The following is a 22,146-nucleotide window of genomic DNA, read 5'->3' on the forward strand; positions in this document are numbered from 1 at the left end:
TAGTAAAAATATATATGTTGATTTGTTTTGGCAATATTTTAAGATGGAAATAGCTCTAAAGGAACACATAGGAGATAGTGTTTATGAGTTTTATTCTGTGAGTCGGGAAGTTCCAATGTGCAATACCGTTATTTGGTATGAAGCGAAGACACTAGAAGAAAGTTTTACTTTGACGAAAGTGAAGGGTAGAGAAAATGCGGGATTTTATGGAGTTAAAGATGCATTAGAAAAACTGACTTACACTCAAGAAAGAAAAATATTGAAGGAAAGTTTGAAAGATAAGAATTCAGCAGATAAAGCAATTATATAGTGAATTAAGATATTTTAGAAAGAAGGATATGCATGGAAGCACAGTATCGAACAGTATTAGAAGAAGCTAGTGATGAAATAGAAATAAAGAAGTCGAGATTTATAGGTTATGCTAAGCCAATAGAGACGGAAGAAGAGGCTCTAGAATTTATAGAGCATATTAAAAAGAAACACAGAGATGCTACTCATAATGTTCCTGCGTATGTCGTTGGTGAAAATAACAAGGTGCAAAGGTGCAATGATGATGGAGAACCTAGTGGTACGGCTGGAGTGCCTATGCTAGAGGTATTGAAAAAAGAAAATCTTAGAAATGTTGTAGTAGTGGTTACTAGGTATTTTGGAGGCGTAAAGCTTGGCGTTGGTGGGTTGGTTAGAGCGTATACAAAAGGTGCGAAAGCTGGGCTAGAAGCAGCAAAAATTATTGAAAAAGTAAAATTGTACGCGGTAAAGTACAAACTTGATTATAGCCTTCTTGGTAAAGTAGATTATGAAATCGAAAAAGGAGATATTTTATTAGCTAGAAAGAATTACTCTGAAGTGGTTGAGGTTGTGCTTCTTAGCAAAGAAGATGAAATAGAAAATTTGAATAAGCTCATGGCTGAGTGGACTCAAGGACAATTTGATTATGAAGTATTAGACGAAAATTATTACAATATAGTTGACAATAAAGTGATCATATAATTTGGAGGTGCTAATATGGATTTATTTGAAAAGTACAAGAAAGAAATGCTCGACAAAAAAATTTGGGCTATAGTGGGTGTAACAGAAAACAAAGAGAGATTTGGATATAAAATTTGGAAACTTTTAAGAGACAGAGGTTATAATGTATATGGAGTTAATCCCAAATATAGTGAAATAGAAGGTGAAAAAATTTACAAAACACTTGCTGATTTACCTGAAAAGGTAGAAGTGGTTAATGTTATAGTAAACCCTAAAATTTCTCTATTGCTATTAGATGAAATTGAAAAACAAGGAATAGAGTACGCATGGTTTCAGCCGGGGAGTTTAGATGAAGACGTATTAGATAAAGCAGAAAGTACTGATTTGAAATTTGTTTATCATGAATGTGTATATGCAGAACTAAAATGATAGTTTATTCAAGCATCCTTTTGAGGGTGCTTTTTTGATGTGCTTTAAATAGAATATATTGCACACTGCCAGTTAAGTATTGAAAAGAATTAGTAGGTGTGTTATTATTTAGGGTGGAAATTGTTAAGGAGGGATCATATGTCAGGACATAATAAATGGTCTACAATAAAGCATAAAAAGGGAAAAGCAGATGCCCAAAGAGGAAAGATATTTACCAAACTAGCGAGATATATCACAGTAGCAGCTAGAGATGGCGGAGGCGATCCTGAATACAACAATGCACTTAAAAATGCAATTGAAAAAGCAAAGGCAGCAAATATGCCAAATGATAATATTGATAGAGCTGTCAAAAAAGGTACAGGAGATCTTGAAGGCGTAAACTATGAAGAAATTACATACGAAGGTTATGGCCCTGGTGGAGTTGCAGTATTAGTGGAATGCTTGACAGATAACAAGAATAGAACAGTAGCAGATGTTAAACACTATTTCTCTAAATGTGGTGGAAACTTAGGAACATCAGGTTCAGTTTCGTTTATGTTTGATCACAAAGGGGTATTAGTTATCGACAGAGAAAATTATCCGGATGTAGAAGAGGATGAAATCATGATGGTTGCATTAGAGGCTGGTGCTGACGATGTAGATGTTGATGATGGCTTTTTTGAAATAACAGCTGAGCAAGGTTCATTTGGAGAAGTAAGAGATGCTTTAAAGGCAGAAGGATATTCTTTTGAAAAAGCTGAAATCGCTTATTTACCTCAAAATTACCAAGAGCTACCAGAAGAGCATCACAAAAACATGTTGAAATTGATTGATATGATGGAAGATAATGATGATATTCAGGAAATTTATCACAACTGGGATATGCCTGATGATTTAGAGTAGCAAATGACGATTATTTTTTAGACTTTTGATAAAAATATTCGTAAACCCCTTGCTTTAATATCAATCTATATAGTATACTATATAGGTATTTCTATCGAACGGAGTGGATGTAGATGACAAAGCGTATAGCAATTTTAGGGGGCCCACGTTGTGGGAAAACAACATTAATTCAGCAACTTTATGTTGACATGAAAATTGAAGGTGAAAATGTTGGTTTTGCCTTAGAATATTCAACTGATTATTTAAAAGAAAAAGGTATGATTGAAACTATTGCTGAGCAATATGGCATATATTTAGGTCAAAAGAGATTAGAGGAAGAGTTATCTGATTTTGACATTGCTCTTACTGATTATGCAACTTTTGTCCCATATATTTATGGGAGATTTATGCTTGGTGACAAGAAGAGAACGAAAAAGGAAATTGAGATTCTAAAAGATTTGTATATATTAGCTTTAGAAGATATTCCAAAATATGATCATATATTCTTTTTACCAAGAGAGTTTGGTTATGAAAAAGATGGAGTAAGATGGCAGGATGAGGAAATAGCTAAGCAAGTCGATGAAGCTATTCTGGTTTTCCTAAAATCAGAAAATATACCATTTGAAGTTCTATCAGGAAACACGAAAGAGCGTGCACAGCAGGTTCAAGATTATTTGAATGAAGCAAAATAATGATTTTAAGTACACCTATTAGGTGTACTTTTTTTTGCTTTTATGATAAAATAAAGATAATAAATATATTATGTAAACAGGGTGATGATATGGATAAGAAAAAATTGCAATTAGGCGAAACTATTCGTATATACAATTCGAATGAATTGTCTGAAAATTTTCACGAATCACAGCTTGAAGACTTTAATGAATCGCAAGATGAGATATTAGTAACTTGTCCCATTGTGCAGACTGAGTATGTAATGATATCTATAGGAAGAAAGGTTAAAATTGAATATTTAAGAGGTGATAGTGGCATATACATGTTTGATGCTGTTGTTTCTGATCATGTCATGGAAAATAATGTTAAATGCTTGAAGATAAAAAGATTAGGTGAAATAAAAAAAATTCAAATACGAAAGCATTATAGACTTAGGGATGAATGGGAACTTATTAGGCATGATGAACATACTGGAGAAGAGGAGACGGTACTTACAATAAATATAAGCGGTGGGGGTCTTAAATTCTATACAAATCAATTTTATAATATAGAAGATAATGTCAATTTTTCAATGAATGAAGAAAAGTTTGCAATAAAATTAAGGGGCCGAGTTGTTCGCTGCGTTGAAAATAAGACTGAAAAACACAGTGAATATGAGTACATTGTTTGCGCAGAGTTTGTCGACTTAGGTCGTTATGAAAAAGAACACTTGATACATCATATATTTGAAAGACAGAGAATACTGAGAAAGAAAAGAGTAAAAAATGAGCGAGGAGAGGATTATAGTGATTACGCTTACAGGTTTGGAGTACGCAATAAGGGAAGACAATTTAAGTATGCAAAACTTGGCACAAAAGCTAGGCGTATCCCTTAAAACGCAGCTTACCCCATGGGTATTTGGAAAAAAACCAATTCCAGCTAAATATCTTAAAAAATTGAGCGAGGAACTAAAAGTAGATCCTGCATTTTTAGAACAAAAATTCAAAATTTCAATAGAAAAGCAATCGTCAGATTACAAGGTAAATAAAATTTATGAGAATTTAGATATAGTTTTAAAATCAATCAGAAAGTAGGTATATTGATGAAATTAGTTGAAAAGACTTTATCTTCTGAAGAAATTTATCAGGGAGATTATTTGAAATATAGAAAAGATACAGTTTTGCTTCCAAACGGCAAAGAAGCGACTCGGGATATAATAGAACATCCTGGAGCTGTTGCAATAGTTGCCGTTACAAGTGATAATGAATTGATTTTAGTAGAACAATATAGAAAAGCGGTAGATATGGAGTTGTTAGAAGTGCCTGCTGGTAAGCTTGAAAAAAATGAGCATCCTTATGATTGTGCTTTCAGAGAACTTGAAGAAGAAACTGGTTATAAAGCTAAAAATATGAAGTATCTTTGTGATTATCATATGTTACCACATTTTAGCGATGCAAAGATTTATTTTTATTTAGCTGACAAACTTACCAAAGTAGAGGCACACAGAGATTTTGATGAATTTATAAATGTGAAGTTAATTCCTATGGAAGAGGCTAAGGAAAGAGTGTATAAAGGTTTATTTGGGGATGCTAAAACAGCAATAGCATTAATGCATTATTTTAATATGTTGAAGAGAGGCGATGAAGTTGAATGATTATATACTAGCGTTTCAGAGACATTTACAAGAAAAAGGAAGCGGAAGTCGAAATACAGTGCAGTCTTATGTAACTGATTTGAAAAAATTCGAAGCATATCTGACATCTAAGCATCAGAGTTTGATTTCAGCTAGCGATACATCGGTACTTACTTATATGATGTATTTACAAAATCAAAATTTTTCTGATGCTACTATAGCGAGGAGTCTTTCTGCAATTAGGGGTTTTTTTCAGTACTTGATACATCAAGGTCATGTAAAAAAAGATCCCACATTTGGCATGAAACCACCGAAGATGGATCAAAAAACTCTGGAATATCTTGAAGAAGAGGAAATAAGTAAATTGCTATCAAGTTTTGATTTGTCGAAGAATAAGGAATTAAAGGATTATACTATTTGTTACTTGATGATTCATTTAGGTCTTAAAGCTACTGAAATAACGAATTTGAAGATAGAAGATTTGAATACTCAAATGGGTTTTTTGAAAGTAGAGACTACACAAGATCTCAGATATATAAAATTAAGTACAAATACAATAAATATTTTAGAAAAATATTGGGAGTCTTTAGATTCTAGTTTATCTCCAAATAGAGCACTTTTTTATAGCAAAAGAAAAGCACCTTATACGAGGCAGGGGGTTTGGAAACTTGTAAAAAAATATGGTGAAGTAATAGATAGAGACTTAAATCCGAGACTTTTAAGAAATACTTGTGTAGTTCAACTCATAAAACAAGAACTTTCACCAGTTGAAATAAAAAAGATTATGGGTTATTCTGATTTGTCAATATTAGAAAATTTTTATTCAGCACTTAGTTAAAATTATGTATAATAGTGACCTTTGTTACATTTATGATTTGAAAGATATTGTAAAATAGAATAGAACTATAGTATAATGATAATGAGTTGCTTCTTGAAGGCAACTCATTATTAATTGATAAAGGAGGATGTTTAGGTGTTAGGGAGAATAATTGAAGCAAGTAAATTTATTGAGGGTAAAATTTCTCAAAAACCAGAAATCGGTATGATTTTAGGCTCTGGCTTGGGTGTGCTAGGAGATGAAATCAAGAATCCAACTATTGTAAAGTATGAAGAAATTCCTCATTTTCCAAAGTCTACAGTAGAAGGACACAAAGGCCAATTAGTTATTGGTGAATTGGAAGGAAAAGTGGTTCTAGTTATGCAGGGAAGATTTCACTATTACGAAGGATATGATATCCAAGACGTAGTATTTCCAGTTCGTGTTATGAAACAAATGGGAATTGAAAAAATGGTTGTTACAAATGCTGCAGGTGGTTCAAATAAGTCTTATGTACCAGGGGACTTGATGCTTATTACGGACCATATAAATTTTGCATTTAATAATCCATTGATGGGTAAAAACTTCGATGAACTTGGTCCAAGATTCCCAGATATGTCACATGCTTATGATCCAGCTTATTGCGATATTGCTAGAGAATGTGCTAAGGACTTGGGATTAGAAATCAAAGAAGGAACATATATGTGGTTTACAGGTCCAACTTATGAAACTCCAGCTGAGATAAGAATGGCACAGACTTTAGGTGCAGATGCAGTAGGTATGAGTACTGTTCCAGAAGTTATTGCAGCTGTTCATATGGGTATGAGAGTTCTTGGTATATCTTGTATTACAAACATGGCTGCTGGTATATTAGATCAACCACTAGCTCATGATGAAGTAATAGAGACTACTGAGAGAGTAAAAGGAAACTTTATTAATCTGGTTAGAACTATAACTACTAAATTATAATTATATATGGAGGACTTAGTATGGCAGGGTATCTAGAAGAAATTAAGCAAGCGGCAAGTTATATTGATGAGAAAATCAATATAAAACCGGAAATTTTGATGATTTTGGGTTCTGGTTTAGGTCCACTAGCTGATGAGATTGAAAATGCAATTACAATATCTTATGATGAAATTCCTAATTTCCCAGTGTCTACTGTTATGGGGCATAAGGGACAACTTGTTGTAGGCGAGCTTGAAGGGAAAAATGTAGTTGCTATGCAAGGTAGATTTCATTATTATGAAGGATATACTATGAAGCAGGTTACTTTTCCAGTCCGTGTTATGAAAGAACTTGGAATAGATAATATGATAGTTACAAATGCATGTGGAGGAATGAATTCGGATTTATATGCTGGAGCGCTTATGGTTATATCAGATCATATTAACTTCATGGGAGACAATCCTTTAATAGGGGAAAATTACAAAGAATTTGGCCCAAGATTTCCAGATATGTCACATGCATATGATGTATCACTTAAAAAAGTGGCTTTTGATGTAGCGAAAAAACAAAATCTTGATTTAAAAGAAGGTGTATATGCTGCGATTAGCGGACCTTATTATTTTTCAAGAGCAGAACTAAAGATGCTTAGAACATTAGGTGGAGATACTATAGGAATGAGTACTGTACCAGAGGTTATCGTAGCAAATCATAGCGGTATGAATGTATTAGGTATTTCTTGTGTAACAGATATGGCTATTGCAGAAGAAATAGAATCTATTAGTGGCGAAGAAGTTTTACGTGTTGCAAAAGAAACAGGTCCTAAATTTGTTAATTTGATTAGAGGGATCTTAAAAGAGGTGACTTTGTAAATGAGAATGGTTGATATTATTGGGAAAAAAAGAGATGGACAAGCTTTAACAAAGGCTGAAATAGAATATTTTGTAGAGGGATATACAAAGGGAGAAATACCTGATTATCAAGTTTCTGCTCTTTTGATGGCTATATATTTCCAGAAAATGAACGACGAGGAAACTGTTTACCTAACTGACGCAATGCTTAGATCAGGTGAGCAAATAGATCTTACATCTATCGAAGGAATAAAAGTAGATAAACATAGTACTGGTGGAGTAGGAGATAAGACTACGTTAGTGTTAGCTCCATTAGTAGCTGCTTGTGGTTTACCTGTTGCCAAAATGTCTGGTAGAGGATTAGGTCATACTGGAGGAACTTTAGATAAACTTGAGTCTATAGAAGGATTATCTATAGAAATGAGTAAAGAAAAGTTTATAAAAAATGTAAATACAGTTAAAGTTGCCGTAGCAGGTCAAACAGCTAATATTACTCCTGCTGATAAGAAACTTTATGCTCTTCGTGATGTAACAGCTACAGTTGATAATATTTCACTTATTTCAAGTAGTATTATGAGCAAAAAGTTAGCATCTGGTTCTGATGCGATTGTATTGGATGTTAAGGTTGGATCTGGAGCGTTTATGAAAGACTTAGATCATGCATTTAAATTGGCAAGTGCAATGGTTAGAATTGGAAATAATATGGATAGAGAAACAGTTGGTATTATTTCTAACATGGATGAACCATTAGGTTTTGCGATTGGAAATGCCTTAGAAGTAAAAGAAGCTATTGAGACACTAAAAGGAAATGGACCAAAAGATCTTCATGAATTGTGTATGACTTTGGGATCAAAATTATTGTTATTAGGAAAGAAAGTTGACAATGATTCAGATGCTAGAGCAATGCTAGAGAAGGTGTTAGAAGATGGTTCAGCTCTTGCTAAATTCAAAGAATTCATAGGAGCACAAGGTGGAAATGTAGACTTTGTTGATAATTACGAATTATTTGATTCTGCTTCTATAGTCAAAGAAGTAGTAGCTCAAAAAGATGGTTTTGTAAACAAAATGAATGCTGAAGCTGTAGGAAAATGTGCTCTTGTACTTGGTGCGGGTAGAGAGACTAAGGAAAGTGTAATTGACTTAGCTGCAGGAATTATATTAAATAAAAAAGTTAACGATGAAGTTAAAAAAGGTGATGTACTCGCCTATATCCATGCTAATGATGAAGCGAAAGCTGATGAAGTAGTTGGTAAAATGACAGAAATCATAAAATTAAGCGATAAACCGCATGAAAATTATCACTTAATTTATGGTATAGTTGACAAGGATGGTATTAAGAAGCTATCATAATGATAGCTTCTTTTTTTAAGTTGAGAGGAGATGAGGTTTATGCCAAATATGCAAGAGATGCTTAATTTACTTATGGGGCTACCTGCATTATTATTAGCACTGACATTTCATGAACTAGGACATGGATTAGCTTCATATTTACTTGGAGATCCGACTGCCAAAAATCAGGGAAGGCTTACATTAGATCCGATTGCACATATTGATCCTATAGGGTTTTTTGCGCTTTTATTTTTTAAGTTTGGATGGGCGAAACCAGTACCTATTGATCCTAGATATTACAAGAATAGAAAACTTGGTATAGCACTTACATCAATTGCAGGGCCAATGTCGAATTTTATATTAGCTGTAATTACAGGTTTAATATTTAGGTTTGCATACAATGCTCAGATTGAATTTTTCTTTAGTAATGATATTATGTTTAATTTTATGTCAAGTCTTTTAATTTATAATATCTCACTTGGATTATTTAATCTTATACCTATACCACCGTTAGATGGTTCTAAAATTTTGGCCAGTATGTTGCCAGATAAATTAGAGTATAAGTTTTATCAATATGAGAGATATTCTATGGTTATATTAGTATTATTTATGTATTTAGGAGTTTTTAGAACTATATTTTCACCTATAGTAAATGGTGCTATTAACTTATTTATATCGAATATAATATTTTAGGAGTAAATGATGAACTATACAATTAACTTAGAGATATTTGAAGGTCCTATGGATTTGTTGCTTCACTTGATAGAGAAGCATGAATTAGATATATATGATATTCCGATTTACAAGATTACAGATCAATATCTAGATTATCTAGAACAAATGAAAAAACTAGATTTAGAGATAACAAGTGAATTTATAGTTATGGCAGCAACTCTTATTGAAATAAAGTCAAAAATGTTGCTTCCAAAAGTGCAGAAAGATATAGAAAATGAAGAAATTGAAGACCCTAGAGAGGCATTGATACAAAAATTAGTAGAGTATAAAAGATTCAAATTGGCAGCAGATGAATTAAAGCAAAAAGAGGATTTACAACAATTAGTTTATTACAAACCTAGAGAAGAAATAGAGTTAGAACAAGATGGAAAGCAATTGATACTTGAAAATGTTAAACTATATGATATATACTATGCATTTAGTAAAATTATGGACAAGTATGAGAATACGGCAAAAGAAGAACAGCCTATGAGAACTATACAAAAAGATGAAATCACAATAGAAGAAGCTATGGAAAAGATAAAAACATTGGTAAGAGAACATGGGGAAAAAACTTTTGAAGAATTATTTGAAGGTTATTGCTCTAAAACTGCATTGATAGTTACCTTTTTGGCAGTGTTAGAACTCATAAAATTATCAGTGATTGTAATATTTCAAGAAGAAAATTTTGGAGAGATTAGTATTAAGGCAGTATAAGGAGTGAAATCAATGAGCAACGAAAAGCTTAAATCGATTGTAGAGGCACTTTTGTTTACTTGGGGAGAACCACTAGATTATAGAGAGATTTCTAAAGTCTTGGAGATTAAGCCACAGGAAACAAAAAAAGTGTTAGAAGAGCTGATGCTGAATTATCAAAATGGAGATAAAGGATTGCAGATTTTGCAGCATAATAACTGCTATCAAATTTCAACTAAACCGGAGTTGCATTCTTGGGTAAGTAGATTATATGTTCCAGAAAAAAAGAAAGGCTTGTCAAATGCATCATTGGAAACTTTGTCGATTATTGCATATAAGCAACCTATTACAAAGTCTGAAATTGATCATATTAGAGGCGTTAAAAGTGATAAAGCTCTTAAATCATTATTGGATAGAGAGGTAATTCATGAGGTTGGCAGACTTGAAAAAATAGGAAAGCCAATATTGTATGGAACTACTGATTACTTTTTACAGTATTTTGGAATAAAGACAATAGATGAACTTCCAGAGATAAGGCAGGTAGAACCCAAAGAAGTAGAAGAAGAATTAGAAAATAATAGCTAGGAGATAATTATGAGATTACAAAAATTTATGGCACTTTGTGGTGTAGCATCTAGACGAAAAAGTGAGGTGCTCATTCAAGAGGGAAAAGTAAAGGTTAATGGAAAAATAATTAAAGAACTTGGATTTAAGATAGACCCTGATAAAGATGTAGTTGAGTACAATCATTCAGTGCTTAAACAAGAACAGAAAAAAGTATATATAATGCTTAATAAACCGGTTGGATATGTTACGACATCTAAAGATCAGTTTAACAGACCAACTGTACTTGATTTTTTTGAAACAATACAGCAAAGAATTTATCCAATAGGTAGATTGGATTATAATACAAGTGGATTGCTTCTGTTGACTAATGATGGTGATTTTGCAAATAAGTTGACTCATCCAAAACATAAGGTTGAGAAGATTTATTGGGCAAAGATAAAAGGTTTTATAACAAATGCTGAAAAAAAATCTTTCGAGAGAGGTCTTTTGATAGATGGAAAGAAAACTAGTAAAGCTAGCATCAAGACTATCAAAAAATTTGAAAAGAATTCTGTTGTAGAGATTGTTATTAGAGAAGGCCGAAATCGTCAAGTTAGAAAAATGTGTGCAGCAATAGGGCATGATGTTTTAACATTAGAAAGACGTGGAATTGGTATCATTAATTTAGATGAAAACCTGAAACCTGGAAAGTGGAGACATCTTACAAAAACTGAAGTTGAATTCTTAAATAAAAAGTAGATATGTAAACTAACCTTAGATAATAAATCTTTGGTTAGTTTTTTTATTATATAAACTAGATATTTCTTAAAAATACTTAATATCCTAGATAAATACTAGTATTGGTATATAATTAAGTTAGTTAGATAAAAGAGGTGAAGCTATGGTTATAATTCAAAGAATGACAGAAAATCAAATTGAAGAGTATAATATTGATGCTGGAAATGCTGATATAATCTATGGTTTAGAGGAAAATGGTATTTTAAGAGGTTTCATAAGTGCAGATATTGATGGTGATGTTCTTTTCATAAATAAATTAGATGATGAGAAACTTTCGCTTACTGAAGTAGATGGCCTTATGAGAGCAATATTAAATCAAGCTATCAATATGGGAATTAAAAAGGCTAGAGTTACTGCTCTATATGAGTCAATATTTGAGCCATTGAAATTTTTTACTGAAAACAGACAATGTGATATAAAATCTTTTTTTGAAATGGGGTGCAGTCATGAGTAAGTATGAAGTGGTTACTCGTGCAACCGATTTTTCTAGGAAAATAATAGAGAAATATTCCAAAAATGCACTTGTTGCAGTTGATGCAACTATGGGAAATGGGCACGATACATTGAAGCTTGCTCAAAACCTTATGCCAAATTCTAAACTATATGCATTTGACATTCAAGAAGAAGCTATAGAAAAAACAAGAGAAAAGCTCATTAATAGTGATTTGAGTTGTGACAATTACGAGTTGATTTGTGATGGTCATCAAAACTTAGATGAGTATATCAATGAAGCCATTTCGTTTGCTATATTTAATTTAGGATACTTGCCAGGAGGTGATCATGAAAAGACTACAAAATGGAGTACAACCAAAGAGGCTATTTCTAAAGTTTTGAAGAAATTAGACGGAAATGGTTTGTTAGCAATTGTAGTTTATCCAGGACACGAGGCGGGGAGTGAAGAAGCAACGGGCTTAACTAGTTACTTATCTAATTTAGATCAAATTGATTTTAGCGTGATGAAGCTTGAAGTAATTAATCAGATTAATATGCCTCCTTTCGTTTATTTAATAGAAAGAGGCAACCAATAATAGGGGTGAGGATTAATGGATAGAGTGAAGATTACAGAAACGATACTTAGGGATGCTCATCAGTCGTTAATGGCGACTCGTATGACAACTAAGGATATGTTACCTATTGCAAAAGAGTTAGACAAGGTAGGATACCATTCATTAGAGGTTTGGGGAGGCGCTACGTTTGATGCCTGTCTCAGATTTTTAAATGAAGATCCTTGGGATAGACTTAGAGAACTTAGAAAAGCTATTCCAAATACAAAATTACAAATGCTACTTCGTGGGCAAAATATATTAGGTTATAGACATTATCCAGATGATGTAGTTGAGGAATTTGTAAAAAGAGCTATTGGAAATGGAATTGATATAATAAGAATATTTGATGCATTAAATGACGAAAGAAATTTGATGACAGCGATATCGGCTACGAGAAAATATGGTGGGCATGCTCAATGTGCTATTTCATATACTACTAGTCCCGTTCATAATATAGAGTACTACGTAAATAAGGCGAAATCATATGAAAATGCGGGGGCAGATTCTATATGTATAAAAGATATGGCTGGAATATTGTTGCCATATGATGCTGAAAAATTAGTGAAATCAATAAAGAAAAATACAGACTTGGAAGTTCAGGTTCATTCACACTTTACAAGTGGTATAGCAAATCAAATGTATATGAAGGCTGTGGAGGCGGGAGCAGATGTAATAGATACAGCTCTTTCACCATTTGGAAATGGCAGCAGCCAACCAGCGACAGAAGCTATGGTTGCATCTCTTCATAATTCACCGTATGATACAGGCCTTGATTTGAATAAATTAAATGAGATAGCAGACTATTTTAGAAAGATTAGACAAAAAGCTGAAGACAGTGGGCAAATTAATCAAAAAGTTCTTGGTATAAATATTAAAACGCTACTTTATCAAGTGCCTGGAGGAATGCTTTCTAATTTAGTATCACAGCTTAAAGATCAAGGGAAATTAGATAAATTGGAGGATGTTCTTGAAGAGGTTCCTAGAGTTAGAAAAGACTTAGGCTATCCGCCGTTGGTTACTCCAATGAGTCAAATGGTTGGAACACAAGCTGTTTTCAACATAATAATGGGTGAGAGATATAAGGTTATTCCGAATGAAATAAAAAATTATGTTAAGGGGCTTTATGGAAGACCTACTACAGATATGGATTCTGAATTTATAAAAAGAATTGTTGGTAATGAAAAGATATACACAGGAAGACCAGCAGATTTATTAGAACCCCAATTAGATGAATTCAGAGAAGCCATAAAAGAATATATAGAGCAGGACGAAGATGTGTTGTCGTATGCATTATTCCCACAAGTTGCGGAAAAGTTTTTCAAGGAGAGAAAAGTAAAAAAATATCAAGTTGATGAGGTAATGTTATATCTTGATGATGACGACGAAACATATCCTGTTTAATTTCAAAATATATTAAAGTAACTAAAATACTACTCTAATCAAGAGTAGTATTTTTTTATTAACACATAAATGCAAGAAAAAAACGAAGTTTTTAAAAAAATGAAACAAAAATTGCAAAAGTTGAATTATTTTGTTATTATCAAGATGAAGATACTTATTATATAGCAATTAGCTTAGAGAAGGGTTTGAAATTTTGCTAATTTCTGTATTCAAATGTGAGGGGGACGCATATGTCTACGAAAAATAAAAAATTAGTAGTAAGAAAAGATTGGTGTAAAGGCTGTGGTATTTGTGTAGCTTTTTGTCCAAAGAAAGTTTTGACAATTGATAAGGAAAAAGTCTGTATAGCGAATGAAACCGATTGCATCAAATGTGGACTTTGTGAAAAGAGATGTCCAGACTATGCTATTTATTTGGAGGAGATGGACCATGAATAAGAATAAGAGATTAATGCAAGGAAATGAAGCTTGTGTTGAAGGTGCTTTAGCTGCTGGAATGAAATTTTTTGCTGGATATCCTATTACACCATCGACAGAACTTGCTGAGTTATCTTCAGTAAAGTTACCTATAATTGGTGGTAAATTTATACAGATGGAAGATGAGATAGCAGCAATGGCTGCTACTATTGGCGGTTCACTTGCTGGACTTAAATCAATGACAGCTACTAGTGGTCCAGGATTTTCTCTAAAGCAGGAGAATTTTGGTTATGCGTGTATGACTGAAATTCCATGTGTTGTCGTAAATGTTCAAAGAGGGGGTCCAAGCACAGGGTTGCCAACATCTCCAGCACAAGGCGAAGTTATGCAAGCTAAGTGGGGAACTCATGGAGACCATCCTGTAATAGCACTTACACCCTCTTCTGTAAGAGAAACGTTTGATCTTACAATTAGAGCTTTCAATTTAGCTGAAAAGTATAGAACACCAGTAATACTTTTGATGGATGAAACTATTGCGCATATGAGAGAAAAGATAGAAATACCTGATGCGTCAGATATTGAAATTATAGATAGAAAAACTCCAGAAGTGTCGCCAGAAAATTATAGAGCGTATGAGGTTAAAGAGAATGAATGGGTACCTCCTATTGCACCGTTCGGAAGCGGTTACAAGTTCCATGTGACTGGTTTGTCTCATGGTATAGATGGATTTCCTAGTAATGATGGAACAATAGCTGAAGATTTGATAACTAGGTTAGTTGATAAAGTAGAAATGAATAAAGATGATATTTGTGAACATGAAGCATATAAAACAGATGATGCTGAATTGGTAGTAGTTGCGTATGGCGGAAGTGCTAGAGCAGCCAAAAGTGCAGTAGATATAATGAGAAAAGACGGATATAAGGTAGGACTTCTTAGACCTATTACTATTTGGCCATTGATAGAAGATGAATTGGTTGAAATGAGTAAGCAAGTTAGTAAATATTTGGTAGTAGAAATGAATAAAGGACAATATTTAAGAGAAGTAGAGCGTGTAGCTGAAAATGAAGTATTTGGTTTTGGAAAAGTTAATGGAGAGTTGTTCAAGCCATCTGAAATTGTTGAGAAAATCAAGGAGGTAATGTAATAATGACTAGTCAATTGATTGAAAAATATGCTCGAATGGAAAAATTACCTCACATTTGGTGCCCAGGCTGTGGACACGGTATAGTAATGAGATCTGTGATGAAGGCTATAGATGATTTAGGATTAGATACTGACAAGGTATGTATAGTATCTGGGATAGGTTGTTCTTCAAGAGCCTCAGGATATATGAATTTCAACACACTTCATACAACTCATGGTAGAGCTCTTGCTTTTGCTACTGGCTTAAAACTTGCAAATCCCGAGCTTGAGGTCATAGTACTTACAGGTGATGGAGATGCATCGGCTATAGGCGGAAATCACTTAATACATGCGTGCAGAAGAAATATCGGACTTACAACTGTTGTATTTAATAATAATATATATGGTATGACTGGTGGACAATATTCACCTACTACACCAACTCATGAAAAAGGAACTACAGCTCCATACGGAAATATTGATAGAAATTTTGATCTTTGTAACCTGGCAATAGGTGCAGGAGCTACTTATTCTGGTAGATCGACTGTATACCATGTAGATTTATTGTCTAGTCTTATCAAGAAGGGTATCCAAAACAAGGGATTTTCTCTAGTCGAAGCGGTTAGTGTTTGTCCAACTTATTATGGACGTAAAAATAAAAAAGGTAGCGCTGTTGATATGATGAATTTCTTAAAAGATGCTGCAGTTAGAGTCGAGAAAGCTGAAAAGATGGAAGCAGAAGAACTTAAAGGAAAGATTTTAATTGGAGAAATGTTTAATGGACCTCAGCCAGAATATGCTGAAGAATATTTGCAACTGATCAATAGATTCCAAAAGGAGAGATAGAAATGTGTAATCAGGTTGAAATTAGATTAAGTGGTTCTGGTGGACAAGGACTAATTTTAGGTGGAATAATTTTAGCAGAAGCAGCACTCATGGATGATAAAGAAGCAGTTCAATCACAATCGTATGGACCAGAGGCCAGAGGCGGCGCAAGTAAAGCTGAAGTCATAATAAGTGATAGTGAGATTCACTATCCAAAAGTACAGAAATGTGATATATTGTTATCATTAACACAGAAGTCTTGTGACAAATATTTGTCAAATTTAAAAGAAAATGGTACACTAATAGTCGATGAAGCAGTTGAATTGCCAGATAATACAAAAAAATATGATATATATAGAATGCCTATATTGACAACAGCTAGTGAAAAAATTGGTAGAAGTATGGTTGCTAATATAGTGGCATTAGGGGCGTTAAATGAAATAACTAAAGTTGTTTCAGATGAGTCTTTAGAAAGAGCGATTCTCAACAGAGTGCCAAAGGGTACGGAGGCTTTGAATAGAAAGGCTTTTGAAAGTGGTAAAGAAATAACACAGATAAGGGAATGATAAAATGGGAGATAAAAATATTGATCTGATTAAAATGATTCAGAATAAATTTCAAACTTTGAGTAAAGGACAAAAGTTAATTGCTGAGTTCATAATGAAGAGTTATGATAAAGCGGCTTTTATGACAGCTTCTAAACTTGGTGAGACAGTGGGTGTAAGTGAATCGACTGTAGTCAGATTTGCAAATGCACTAGGTTTTATGGGATATCCAGAATTACAGAAATCACTGCAGCAGTTGATTAAGAGCAAACTTACTACAGTGCAGAGAATAAGTATTGCTGATGAGTATCAATCTAAAGGTGGTTTTTTAAAACAGGTAATGCAGTCTGATATAAATAATATTAGGCTTACTCTTGATGAACTTGATCATTCGATATTTAATCAAGTAGTGGATAAAATAGGTAGAGCTAAAAGAGTATATGTTTTAGGTTTAAGAAGTTCTACTGCGCTTGCTGGTTATTTGGGTTTTTACTTGAATTTAATACTAGACAATGTTAATGTTGTAAGTTTTGGTTTGAGTGATGTTTTAGAACAGCTTATAAAAGTAACCGAAGACGATTTGTTAATTGTAATAAGTTACCCGAGGTATTCTCGTAAAACTATACAAGCACTAGAATTTGCACGAAGTAGAAATTGTGAAATCATTGGTATTACAGATAGTATAATATCTCCGATAGCGGATTTATCTACTCACGCTCTTATAGCAAAGAGCAATATGGCTTCATTTGTTGATTCACTTGTAGGTCCAATGAGCTTAATAAATGCATTAATTGTTGGAGTTGCTGTGCAAAAACGTGAAACTGTAGAAAATTATTTTGAGATTTTGGAAAATGTTTGGGACACATATGATGTGTACGAAAAAGAAATAGAGCGATAGTTAATTTGTCTAGCAACTTAGTTTGCTAGACTTTTTTATCACTAAAAATTAACTTTTTTATAAATCCTTGTTGACTTGCAGGAATTAGTATATAATTATCAAGGGAAGTGATGCTATGATATCGATAAGAGGTGCAATAACCACTGAAAATAATCGAGAAACTATGTTAGATGATACAGAGAATTTATTGAAAGAAATACTAGTAGCTAATGATTTAGAGCAGGAAGATATTATTCAAATAACTTTCACTGCAACAAAAGATTTAGATGCAGTATATCCAGCTGTAGCAGCTCGTACACTAGGGATTAAGCAAGCTAGTTTGCTTTGCATGCAAGAAATGTATGTAGAGGGTAGTTTGGCTAAATGTATTAGGGTTATGGTTTTAGCAGAGTCAGATATTAAACAAAGAGATGTAAAGCATATTTATTTAAAAGAGGCTCAATCACTTCGAAAAGATTTGGTAAAATAGGGGTGAAATGCTATGCAGATAGCTGTAGATGGACCAGCGGGCTCTGGAAAAAGCACTATATCAAAAATGATTGCAAATCAGCTTAAATTTGAATACATTGATACAGGAGCTATGTATAGAGCTATAACTTTAAAGTCTATGAATCAAGATATAAGACCAGAAGAGTATGATAAACTTGAGCAAATGCTACATGATACAGATATAGATTTTAAAGATGGGCATATTTATTTAGATGGAATAGCTGTAGATGAAGCTATTCGCGAAAATAAAATCAACCAAAATGTATCTAATTATGCTGTTATAAAATTTATTAGATTGTGGATGGTTGATATTCAAAGGAAAATAGCATCAAATAAAGATGTTATAATGGATGGGCGAGATATAGGCTCATATGTTCTACCAAAAGCAGAGTTGAAATTTTTCTTAACTGCTAGTGCGGAAGAAAGAGGTAAAAGAAGGTATAAAGAATTAACTGCTAAAGGTGTAGAAATAGATTTAGCACAGGTAATTGATGAAATAAAAAAACGAGATCATATTGATTCAACTCGAGAATTTGCGCCACTTAAGAGAGCTGAGGGCGCTATAGAGATTGACACTACTTTTTTGGATATAGAAGGTGTCATAGAGGCAATATTGAGCTACGTAAATAGGTGATAATATGTCGTTTTATAATTTTGCAAAGGGTGTAGGGAAATGCCTTGCAGCAGTGTTTTTTAAATTAGAAATAGAAGGGAAGTCAAATATTCCGTCAGGTGGAGGATATGTTGTTTGTTCTAATCATATTCACGTATTAGATCCAATTGCTATAGGTCTAGCATTTGACAGAGAAATGTATTATTTGGCAAAAAAAGAACTTTTTAAGAATAAGTTATTTTCGAAAGTTTTAGTTTCACTAGGTGGAATCCCAATAGATAGAGAAGGTACTGACTTGAAGGCTATAAAGCAATCACTTAAAGTGCTTAAAAATGATGAAATATTATTTGTATTCCCTGAGGGAACAAGAAATAAAACTGGAGAATATATTGAACCTAAACAAGGGGTTTCAGTACTAGCATGGAAAACTAAATCAAAAGTGGTACCTGTATATATAGATGCCAAGAAAAAGTATAAGTTATTTAGTAAGGTTGTAGTGAGGATTGGCGAACCTATAGACTATAGTGACTACTTTGATCAAAAACCTACTGGCGAAGACTATAAAAAAATGAGTAATGATATTATGAATCATGTTTTTGCTTTGAAGAAAGAGGGTATATAAATGAGAGTGGTAAAAGCGACATATAGTGGATTTTGTTATGGAGTAAAAAAATCTATAGAACTTGTTGAAAGAACACTTTCTGAAAATGAAGAGGTATATTCTATAGGACCAGTTATTCATAATGCGCAGATTATAGAAAAATTAGAAGAAAGCGGATTAAAAGTAATTGATGAAAAAAATCTAAAAACCTTGTATAATAGAAAAGTGATTATTAGAGCTCATGGTGTAGCAAAGGCAATTTATGATCAATTAGTATCACAAAATTGTGAAATTATAGATACAACTTGTCCTAATGTGAAACTTATACAAGAAAAGGTAGAATCCTACAGTTTAGAGGGTTATCAGGTTGTTATAGTTGGTGATTTTACTCATCCAGAAGTGATTGGTATAAAAGGTTGGAGTAAAAATGATACATTTATAGTTAAAAATCCTTCAGAATGTGATAAAATAGAAATTGGTGAAAAAGTGTTGGTAGTTTCTCAAACTACCAACAAAGAAAGTGTCTTTTGGGATTGTGCAAATCGCATATTAGAAAAACAGTCAAAGGCAGTTGTTTTAAATACTATCTGTGATGCTACAGAAAAGAGACAAAACGCCTGTATGCAATTGGCAAAATCATCAGATGCCATGATTATAATAGGAGGCTATCATAGTTCTAATACTAAAAAGTTAAAAGAGATAGCCAGTTTGAACTGCGAAAATGTATTTCACATTGAAAGAGCATGTGAGCTAGATTTGGCAGAAATTATGAATTATGAAATCATTGGTGTAATTGCGGGAGCATCTACACCTGATTGGATAATCGAGGAGGTTGTTAACAAGATGAACAATATGGAAAACAATGACATGATGAAAATGATGGAAGAATATGAAAAAGGCATGTCAGCAATCAGACCAGGAGAAGTAGTAGAAGGAACAGTTATTATTGTCAATGACAATGAGGCAATGATTAATATTGGCTATAAAGCAGATGGTATTATTGCAAAAGATGAATTAACAGAAGATCCAGATGCTAAGGCATCAGATATATTAAAAGAAGGAGACACTGTTAAAGTATTGATTCTTAGAATGAGCGACGAAGATGGTAATGTTGTTTTATCTAAGAAAAGAGTTGACAATATTGTTAACTGGGAAGAATTAGAAAAAATGTATAACGAGAACGAATATGTTGATGCTAAAGTGGTTAAAACTACTAAAGGTGGGGTAATAGCTATAGTAAATAATGTAAGTGGGTTTATTCCTGCTTCATTGTTATCAACTCGTTTTGTAAAAGATTTAGAAAGCTATGTAAATAGAGAATTCAAAGTTAAAATTAAAGAAATTGATACTAAGAGAAATCGTCTAATTCTTTCTAGAAAAGAAATTGAAAAGATTGAAGACGATGCAAGAAAAGAAAAAGTATTCTCTAAATTAGAAGAAGGAATGACTAGAGAAGGTGAAGTTGTTAGATTAGCTGACTTTGGTGCATTTGTTGATATCGATGGTGTTGATGGTCTAATCCACATTTCAGAAATGTCGTGGGGAAGAATTAAGCACCCAAGCGAAATTCTTAAAGTTGGACAAAAAGTTCAGGTTTATGTTATTTCATTCGATAAGTCTAAAGAGAAAATTTCTTTGAGCTTGAAGAAAACTCTTCCAAATCCTTGGTCATTAGTAGAAGAAAACTACCCAGTGAACTCTACTGTAGAAGGTGTTGTTCGTAGAATGACAGATTTCGGTGCTTTCGTTGAGTTAGAGCCAGGAATCGATGGTTTGGTCCATGTTTCACAAATTGCATACGAGAGAGTTAACAAGCCAAGCGATGTATTATCAGTTGGTGAAAAAGTTAATGTAAAAGTACTTAGCATTGATTTAGAAGAAAAGAAAATCAGCTTAAGTATTAAAGAAACATTAGAAAAGCCAGTTGTTGAAACAGAAGAAGTTGTAGAAGTAAAAAAAGAAGAAGAGCCAACTAGCTATACTACAGAAGAGCCAGAAGTAACTATTGGCGATATGATGAATCAAAAATAATTGATTGACATATTAAATAAAGGTTTCTTTTGTAATGACAAACAGGCCTCAATGAAGGAGTTGGAATTATGGATAAATACGAAGCGTTTAAAAGGGATATAAATAAGCTTATTGGACTAGATTTATCGTCTTATAAAGAAAAGCAAATGAAGCGAAGAATTGCTTCACTAGTGTCTCGTAATAAATACAAGGATTTTGATGATTATTTCATTGGTCTGAAAAATGATAAGAAACTTTTCGACGAATTTATAAACTATTTGACAATTAATGTATCAGAGTTTTATAGAAACCCTAAGCAATGGGAAGCTTTAGATAAAATTATAGTGCCTAAGCTTAAAAGTGAAAATAGAGGTAAGCTGAAAGTCTGGAGTAGTGCCTCTTCAACAGGTGAGGAGCCTTATTCACTAGTTATGATGCTTTCTAGATTCTTTGATTTGAAAGATATTCAAATTGATGCTACGGATTTGGATTTAGGAGCAATAGAAAAGGCAAATATGGGAATATATAATGAGAAGAGTCTTAAAAATATTCCTAGTGATTTGAAGAAAAAATATTTTGAAAAAGTTGGTAGTTCATACAAAATTTCAGATGATATAAAGAAATGTGTCAAATTTAAACAAATGAATTTGCTGAAGGATCCTTATCCAAAGGGATATCATTTGATACTGTGTCGAAATGTTATGATTTATTTTACAGAAGAAGCGAAAGCGGAGATGTACCACAAATTCAATAAATCGCTTACTGACGATGGAGTATTCTTTGTGGGAAGTACAGAGCAAATTATCATGCCAGAGCGTTATAATTTTGAGCCTGTACAGACATTTTTCTACAAAAAGAAAAAGTAATATAGGAGCAATCTTATCATTAGATAAGGTTGCTTTTTTTATTATGCGATCAATAATTTCATCGATAATTGATAT

29 protein-coding genes are annotated in these 22,146 nt (G+C 33.0%); all 29 read left to right on the forward strand.

Annotated elements, in window-relative coordinates; translation table 11 throughout:
• The coding region (locus N4A40_16720) for a hypothetical protein (protein MCT4663498.1) at window positions 1-310 on the forward strand (310 nt) is incomplete at its 5' end.
• A gap of 32 nt (window positions 311-342) precedes the next feature.
• Window positions 343-990 carry a YigZ family protein gene (locus tag N4A40_16725; GenBank protein MCT4663499.1) on the forward strand — a complete coding sequence of 216 codons (648 nt, stop codon included), beginning with the start codon at window positions 343-345 and terminating at the stop codon, window positions 988-990.
• A 15-nt stretch (window positions 991-1,005) separates the two neighbouring features.
• Window positions 1,006-1,398 carry a CoA-binding protein gene (locus N4A40_16730; protein MCT4663500.1) on the forward strand — a complete coding sequence of 131 codons (393 nt, stop codon included), beginning with the start codon at window positions 1,006-1,008 and terminating at the stop codon, window positions 1,396-1,398.
• Between the two features lie 138 nt (window positions 1,399-1,536).
• Window positions 1,537-2,280 carry a YebC/PmpR family DNA-binding transcriptional regulator gene (locus N4A40_16735; GenBank protein MCT4663501.1) on the forward strand — a complete coding sequence of 248 codons (744 nt, stop codon included), beginning with the start codon at window positions 1,537-1,539 and terminating at the stop codon, window positions 2,278-2,280.
• A 113-nt stretch (window positions 2,281-2,393) separates the two neighbouring features.
• A complete protein-coding gene (locus tag N4A40_16740) occupies window positions 2,394-2,951 on the forward strand; it encodes an ATP-binding protein (GenBank protein ID MCT4663502.1) in 558 nt (185 codons plus the stop codon).
• An 89-nt stretch (window positions 2,952-3,040) separates the two neighbouring features.
• The gene (locus N4A40_16745) at window positions 3,041-3,805 is read left to right on the forward strand and encodes a PilZ domain-containing protein (protein MCT4663503.1); all 765 of its coding nucleotides are present in this window, start codon (window positions 3,041-3,043) and stop codon (window positions 3,803-3,805) included.
• The gene (locus N4A40_16750; protein MCT4663504.1) at window positions 3,768-4,004 is read left to right on the forward strand and encodes a hypothetical protein; all 237 of its coding nucleotides are present in this window, start codon (window positions 3,768-3,770) and stop codon (window positions 4,002-4,004) included. The genes N4A40_16745 and N4A40_16750 overlap by 38 nt, the downstream gene beginning before the upstream one ends.
• 8 nt (window positions 4,005-4,012) lie before the next feature.
• A complete protein-coding gene (locus tag N4A40_16755) occupies window positions 4,013-4,564 on the forward strand; it encodes an NUDIX hydrolase (GenBank protein MCT4663505.1) in 552 nt (183 codons plus the stop codon).
• Window positions 4,557-5,381, forward strand: a complete 825-nt coding sequence (locus N4A40_16760) for a tyrosine-type recombinase/integrase (protein ID MCT4663506.1) — start codon at window positions 4,557-4,559, stop codon at window positions 5,379-5,381. Before N4A40_16755 ends, N4A40_16760 begins: the two co-directional genes overlap by 8 nt.
• Before the next feature lie 135 nt (window positions 5,382-5,516).
• Complete coding sequence (locus tag N4A40_16765) at window positions 5,517-6,329, forward strand: purine-nucleoside phosphorylase (GenBank protein MCT4663507.1); 813 nt, start codon at window positions 5,517-5,519, stop codon at window positions 6,327-6,329.
• Between the two features lie 20 nt (window positions 6,330-6,349).
• Complete coding sequence (locus N4A40_16770) at window positions 6,350-7,177, forward strand: purine-nucleoside phosphorylase (protein ID MCT4663508.1); 828 nt, start codon at window positions 6,350-6,352, stop codon at window positions 7,175-7,177.
• A complete protein-coding gene (locus N4A40_16775; protein ID MCT4663509.1) occupies window positions 7,178-8,506 on the forward strand; it encodes a pyrimidine-nucleoside phosphorylase in 1,329 nt (442 codons plus the stop codon).
• A gap of 39 nt (window positions 8,507-8,545) precedes the next feature.
• Window positions 8,546-9,178 carry a site-2 protease family protein gene (locus tag N4A40_16780; protein ID MCT4663510.1) on the forward strand — a complete coding sequence of 211 codons (633 nt, stop codon included), beginning with the start codon at window positions 8,546-8,548 and terminating at the stop codon, window positions 9,176-9,178.
• Between the two features lie 9 nt (window positions 9,179-9,187).
• Complete coding sequence (locus tag N4A40_16785; protein MCT4663511.1) at window positions 9,188-9,916, forward strand: segregation/condensation protein A; 729 nt, start codon at window positions 9,188-9,190, stop codon at window positions 9,914-9,916.
• A gap of 12 nt (window positions 9,917-9,928) precedes the next feature.
• Window positions 9,929-10,480, forward strand: coding sequence for an SMC-Scp complex subunit ScpB (gene scpB, locus N4A40_16790; GenBank protein ID MCT4663512.1), 552 nt, complete (start codon window positions 9,929-9,931; stop codon window positions 10,478-10,480).
• A gap of 9 nt (window positions 10,481-10,489) precedes the next feature.
• A complete protein-coding gene (locus N4A40_16795) occupies window positions 10,490-11,200 on the forward strand; it encodes an rRNA pseudouridine synthase (GenBank protein MCT4663513.1) in 711 nt (236 codons plus the stop codon).
• Between the two features lie 142 nt (window positions 11,201-11,342).
• Window positions 11,343-11,693 (forward strand): hypothetical protein, encoded by a 351-nt coding sequence (locus N4A40_16800; GenBank protein ID MCT4663514.1) that lies wholly within the window; start codon window positions 11,343-11,345, stop codon window positions 11,691-11,693.
• Window positions 11,686-12,267, forward strand: coding sequence for a methyltransferase domain-containing protein (locus tag N4A40_16805; GenBank protein MCT4663515.1), 582 nt, complete (start codon window positions 11,686-11,688; stop codon window positions 12,265-12,267). The genes N4A40_16800 and N4A40_16805 overlap by 8 nt, the downstream gene beginning before the upstream one ends.
• Before the next feature lie 15 nt (window positions 12,268-12,282).
• A complete protein-coding gene (locus N4A40_16810; protein ID MCT4663516.1) occupies window positions 12,283-13,686 on the forward strand; it encodes an oxaloacetate decarboxylase subunit alpha in 1,404 nt (467 codons plus the stop codon).
• Between the two features lie 230 nt (window positions 13,687-13,916).
• Window positions 13,917-14,123, forward strand: a complete 207-nt coding sequence (locus tag N4A40_16815; protein MCT4663517.1) for a 4Fe-4S binding protein — start codon at window positions 13,917-13,919, stop codon at window positions 14,121-14,123.
• The gene (locus tag N4A40_16820) at window positions 14,116-15,246 is read left to right on the forward strand and encodes a 2-oxoacid:acceptor oxidoreductase subunit alpha (GenBank protein MCT4663518.1); all 1,131 of its coding nucleotides are present in this window, start codon (window positions 14,116-14,118) and stop codon (window positions 15,244-15,246) included. Before N4A40_16815 ends, N4A40_16820 begins: the two co-directional genes overlap by 8 nt.
• A 2-nt stretch (window positions 15,247-15,248) precedes the next feature.
• Window positions 15,249-16,070 carry a 2-oxoacid:ferredoxin oxidoreductase subunit beta gene (locus N4A40_16825; GenBank protein MCT4663519.1) on the forward strand — a complete coding sequence of 274 codons (822 nt, stop codon included), beginning with the start codon at window positions 15,249-15,251 and terminating at the stop codon, window positions 16,068-16,070.
• Window positions 16,071-16,072: 2 nt separating this feature from the next.
• The gene (locus N4A40_16830) at window positions 16,073-16,615 is read left to right on the forward strand and encodes a 2-oxoacid:acceptor oxidoreductase family protein (protein MCT4663520.1); all 543 of its coding nucleotides are present in this window, start codon (window positions 16,073-16,075) and stop codon (window positions 16,613-16,615) included.
• 4 nt (window positions 16,616-16,619) lie between these two features.
• Window positions 16,620-17,492, forward strand: a complete 873-nt coding sequence (locus N4A40_16835; protein ID MCT4663521.1) for a MurR/RpiR family transcriptional regulator — start codon at window positions 16,620-16,622, stop codon at window positions 17,490-17,492.
• Window positions 17,493-17,607: 115 nt separating this feature from the next.
• On the forward strand, window positions 17,608-17,961 hold the full coding sequence (gene aroH / locus N4A40_16840; protein ID MCT4663522.1) for a chorismate mutase: 354 nt from the start codon (window positions 17,608-17,610) through the stop codon (window positions 17,959-17,961).
• Between the two features lie 12 nt (window positions 17,962-17,973).
• Entirely contained in the window at window positions 17,974-18,615 is a 642-nt protein-coding gene (gene cmk / locus N4A40_16845; GenBank protein MCT4663523.1) for a (d)CMP kinase, read from the forward strand.
• A 4-nt stretch (window positions 18,616-18,619) separates the two neighbouring features.
• A complete protein-coding gene (locus N4A40_16850; GenBank protein ID MCT4663524.1) occupies window positions 18,620-19,216 on the forward strand; it encodes a 1-acyl-sn-glycerol-3-phosphate acyltransferase in 597 nt (198 codons plus the stop codon).
• On the forward strand, window positions 19,217-21,226 hold the full coding sequence (locus tag N4A40_16855) for a bifunctional 4-hydroxy-3-methylbut-2-enyl diphosphate reductase/30S ribosomal protein S1 (protein MCT4663525.1): 2,010 nt from the start codon (window positions 19,217-19,219) through the stop codon (window positions 21,224-21,226).
• Between the two features lie 68 nt (window positions 21,227-21,294).
• Complete coding sequence (locus tag N4A40_16860) at window positions 21,295-22,071, forward strand: protein-glutamate O-methyltransferase CheR (protein MCT4663526.1); 777 nt, start codon at window positions 21,295-21,297, stop codon at window positions 22,069-22,071.
• Window positions 22,072-22,146: the final 75 nt, after the last annotated feature.

The sequence above is a fragment of the Tissierellales bacterium genome, assembly GCA_025210965.1.
In the GTDB taxonomy this organism is placed as follows: Bacteria; Bacillota; Clostridia; order Tissierellales; family JAOAQY01; genus JAOAQY01.

Coding starts and splice junctions, on each gene's coding strand:
- N4A40_16725 (MCT4663499.1), top strand. CDS start 343: ATGGAAGCACAGTATCGAACAGTATTAGAAGAAGCTAGTGATGAAATA.
- N4A40_16730 (MCT4663500.1), top strand. CDS start 1,006: ATGGATTTATTTGAAAAGTACAAGAAAGAAATGCTCGACAAAAAAATT.
- N4A40_16735 (MCT4663501.1), top strand. CDS start 1,537: ATGTCAGGACATAATAAATGGTCTACAATAAAGCATAAAAAGGGAAAA.
- N4A40_16740 (MCT4663502.1), top strand. CDS start 2,394: ATGACAAAGCGTATAGCAATTTTAGGGGGCCCACGTTGTGGGAAAACA.
- N4A40_16745 (MCT4663503.1), top strand. CDS start 3,041: ATGGATAAGAAAAAATTGCAATTAGGCGAAACTATTCGTATATACAAT.
- N4A40_16750 (MCT4663504.1), top strand. CDS start 3,768: ATGCAAAACTTGGCACAAAAGCTAGGCGTATCCCTTAAAACGCAGCTT.
- N4A40_16755 (MCT4663505.1), top strand. CDS start 4,013: ATGAAATTAGTTGAAAAGACTTTATCTTCTGAAGAAATTTATCAGGGA.
- N4A40_16770 (MCT4663508.1), top strand. CDS start 6,350: ATGGCAGGGTATCTAGAAGAAATTAAGCAAGCGGCAAGTTATATTGAT.
- N4A40_16775 (MCT4663509.1), top strand. CDS start 7,178: ATGAGAATGGTTGATATTATTGGGAAAAAAAGAGATGGACAAGCTTTA.
- N4A40_16780 (MCT4663510.1), top strand. CDS start 8,546: ATGCCAAATATGCAAGAGATGCTTAATTTACTTATGGGGCTACCTGCA.
- N4A40_16785 (MCT4663511.1), top strand. CDS start 9,188: ATGAACTATACAATTAACTTAGAGATATTTGAAGGTCCTATGGATTTG.
- scpB (MCT4663512.1), top strand. CDS start 9,929: ATGAGCAACGAAAAGCTTAAATCGATTGTAGAGGCACTTTTGTTTACT.
- N4A40_16795 (MCT4663513.1), top strand. CDS start 10,490: ATGAGATTACAAAAATTTATGGCACTTTGTGGTGTAGCATCTAGACGA.
- N4A40_16800 (MCT4663514.1), top strand. CDS start 11,343: ATGGTTATAATTCAAAGAATGACAGAAAATCAAATTGAAGAGTATAAT.
- N4A40_16805 (MCT4663515.1), top strand. CDS start 11,686: ATGAGTAAGTATGAAGTGGTTACTCGTGCAACCGATTTTTCTAGGAAA.
- N4A40_16810 (MCT4663516.1), top strand. CDS start 12,283: ATGGATAGAGTGAAGATTACAGAAACGATACTTAGGGATGCTCATCAG.
- N4A40_16815 (MCT4663517.1), top strand. CDS start 13,917: ATGTCTACGAAAAATAAAAAATTAGTAGTAAGAAAAGATTGGTGTAAA.
- N4A40_16820 (MCT4663518.1), top strand. CDS start 14,116: ATGAATAAGAATAAGAGATTAATGCAAGGAAATGAAGCTTGTGTTGAA.
- N4A40_16825 (MCT4663519.1), top strand. CDS start 15,249: ATGACTAGTCAATTGATTGAAAAATATGCTCGAATGGAAAAATTACCT.
- N4A40_16830 (MCT4663520.1), top strand. CDS start 16,073: ATGTGTAATCAGGTTGAAATTAGATTAAGTGGTTCTGGTGGACAAGGA.
- N4A40_16835 (MCT4663521.1), top strand. CDS start 16,620: ATGGGAGATAAAAATATTGATCTGATTAAAATGATTCAGAATAAATTT.
- aroH (MCT4663522.1), top strand. CDS start 17,608: ATGATATCGATAAGAGGTGCAATAACCACTGAAAATAATCGAGAAACT.
- cmk (MCT4663523.1), top strand. CDS start 17,974: ATGCAGATAGCTGTAGATGGACCAGCGGGCTCTGGAAAAAGCACTATA.
- N4A40_16850 (MCT4663524.1), top strand. CDS start 18,620: ATGTCGTTTTATAATTTTGCAAAGGGTGTAGGGAAATGCCTTGCAGCA.
- N4A40_16855 (MCT4663525.1), top strand. CDS start 19,217: ATGAGAGTGGTAAAAGCGACATATAGTGGATTTTGTTATGGAGTAAAA.
- N4A40_16860 (MCT4663526.1), top strand. CDS start 21,295: ATGGATAAATACGAAGCGTTTAAAAGGGATATAAATAAGCTTATTGGA.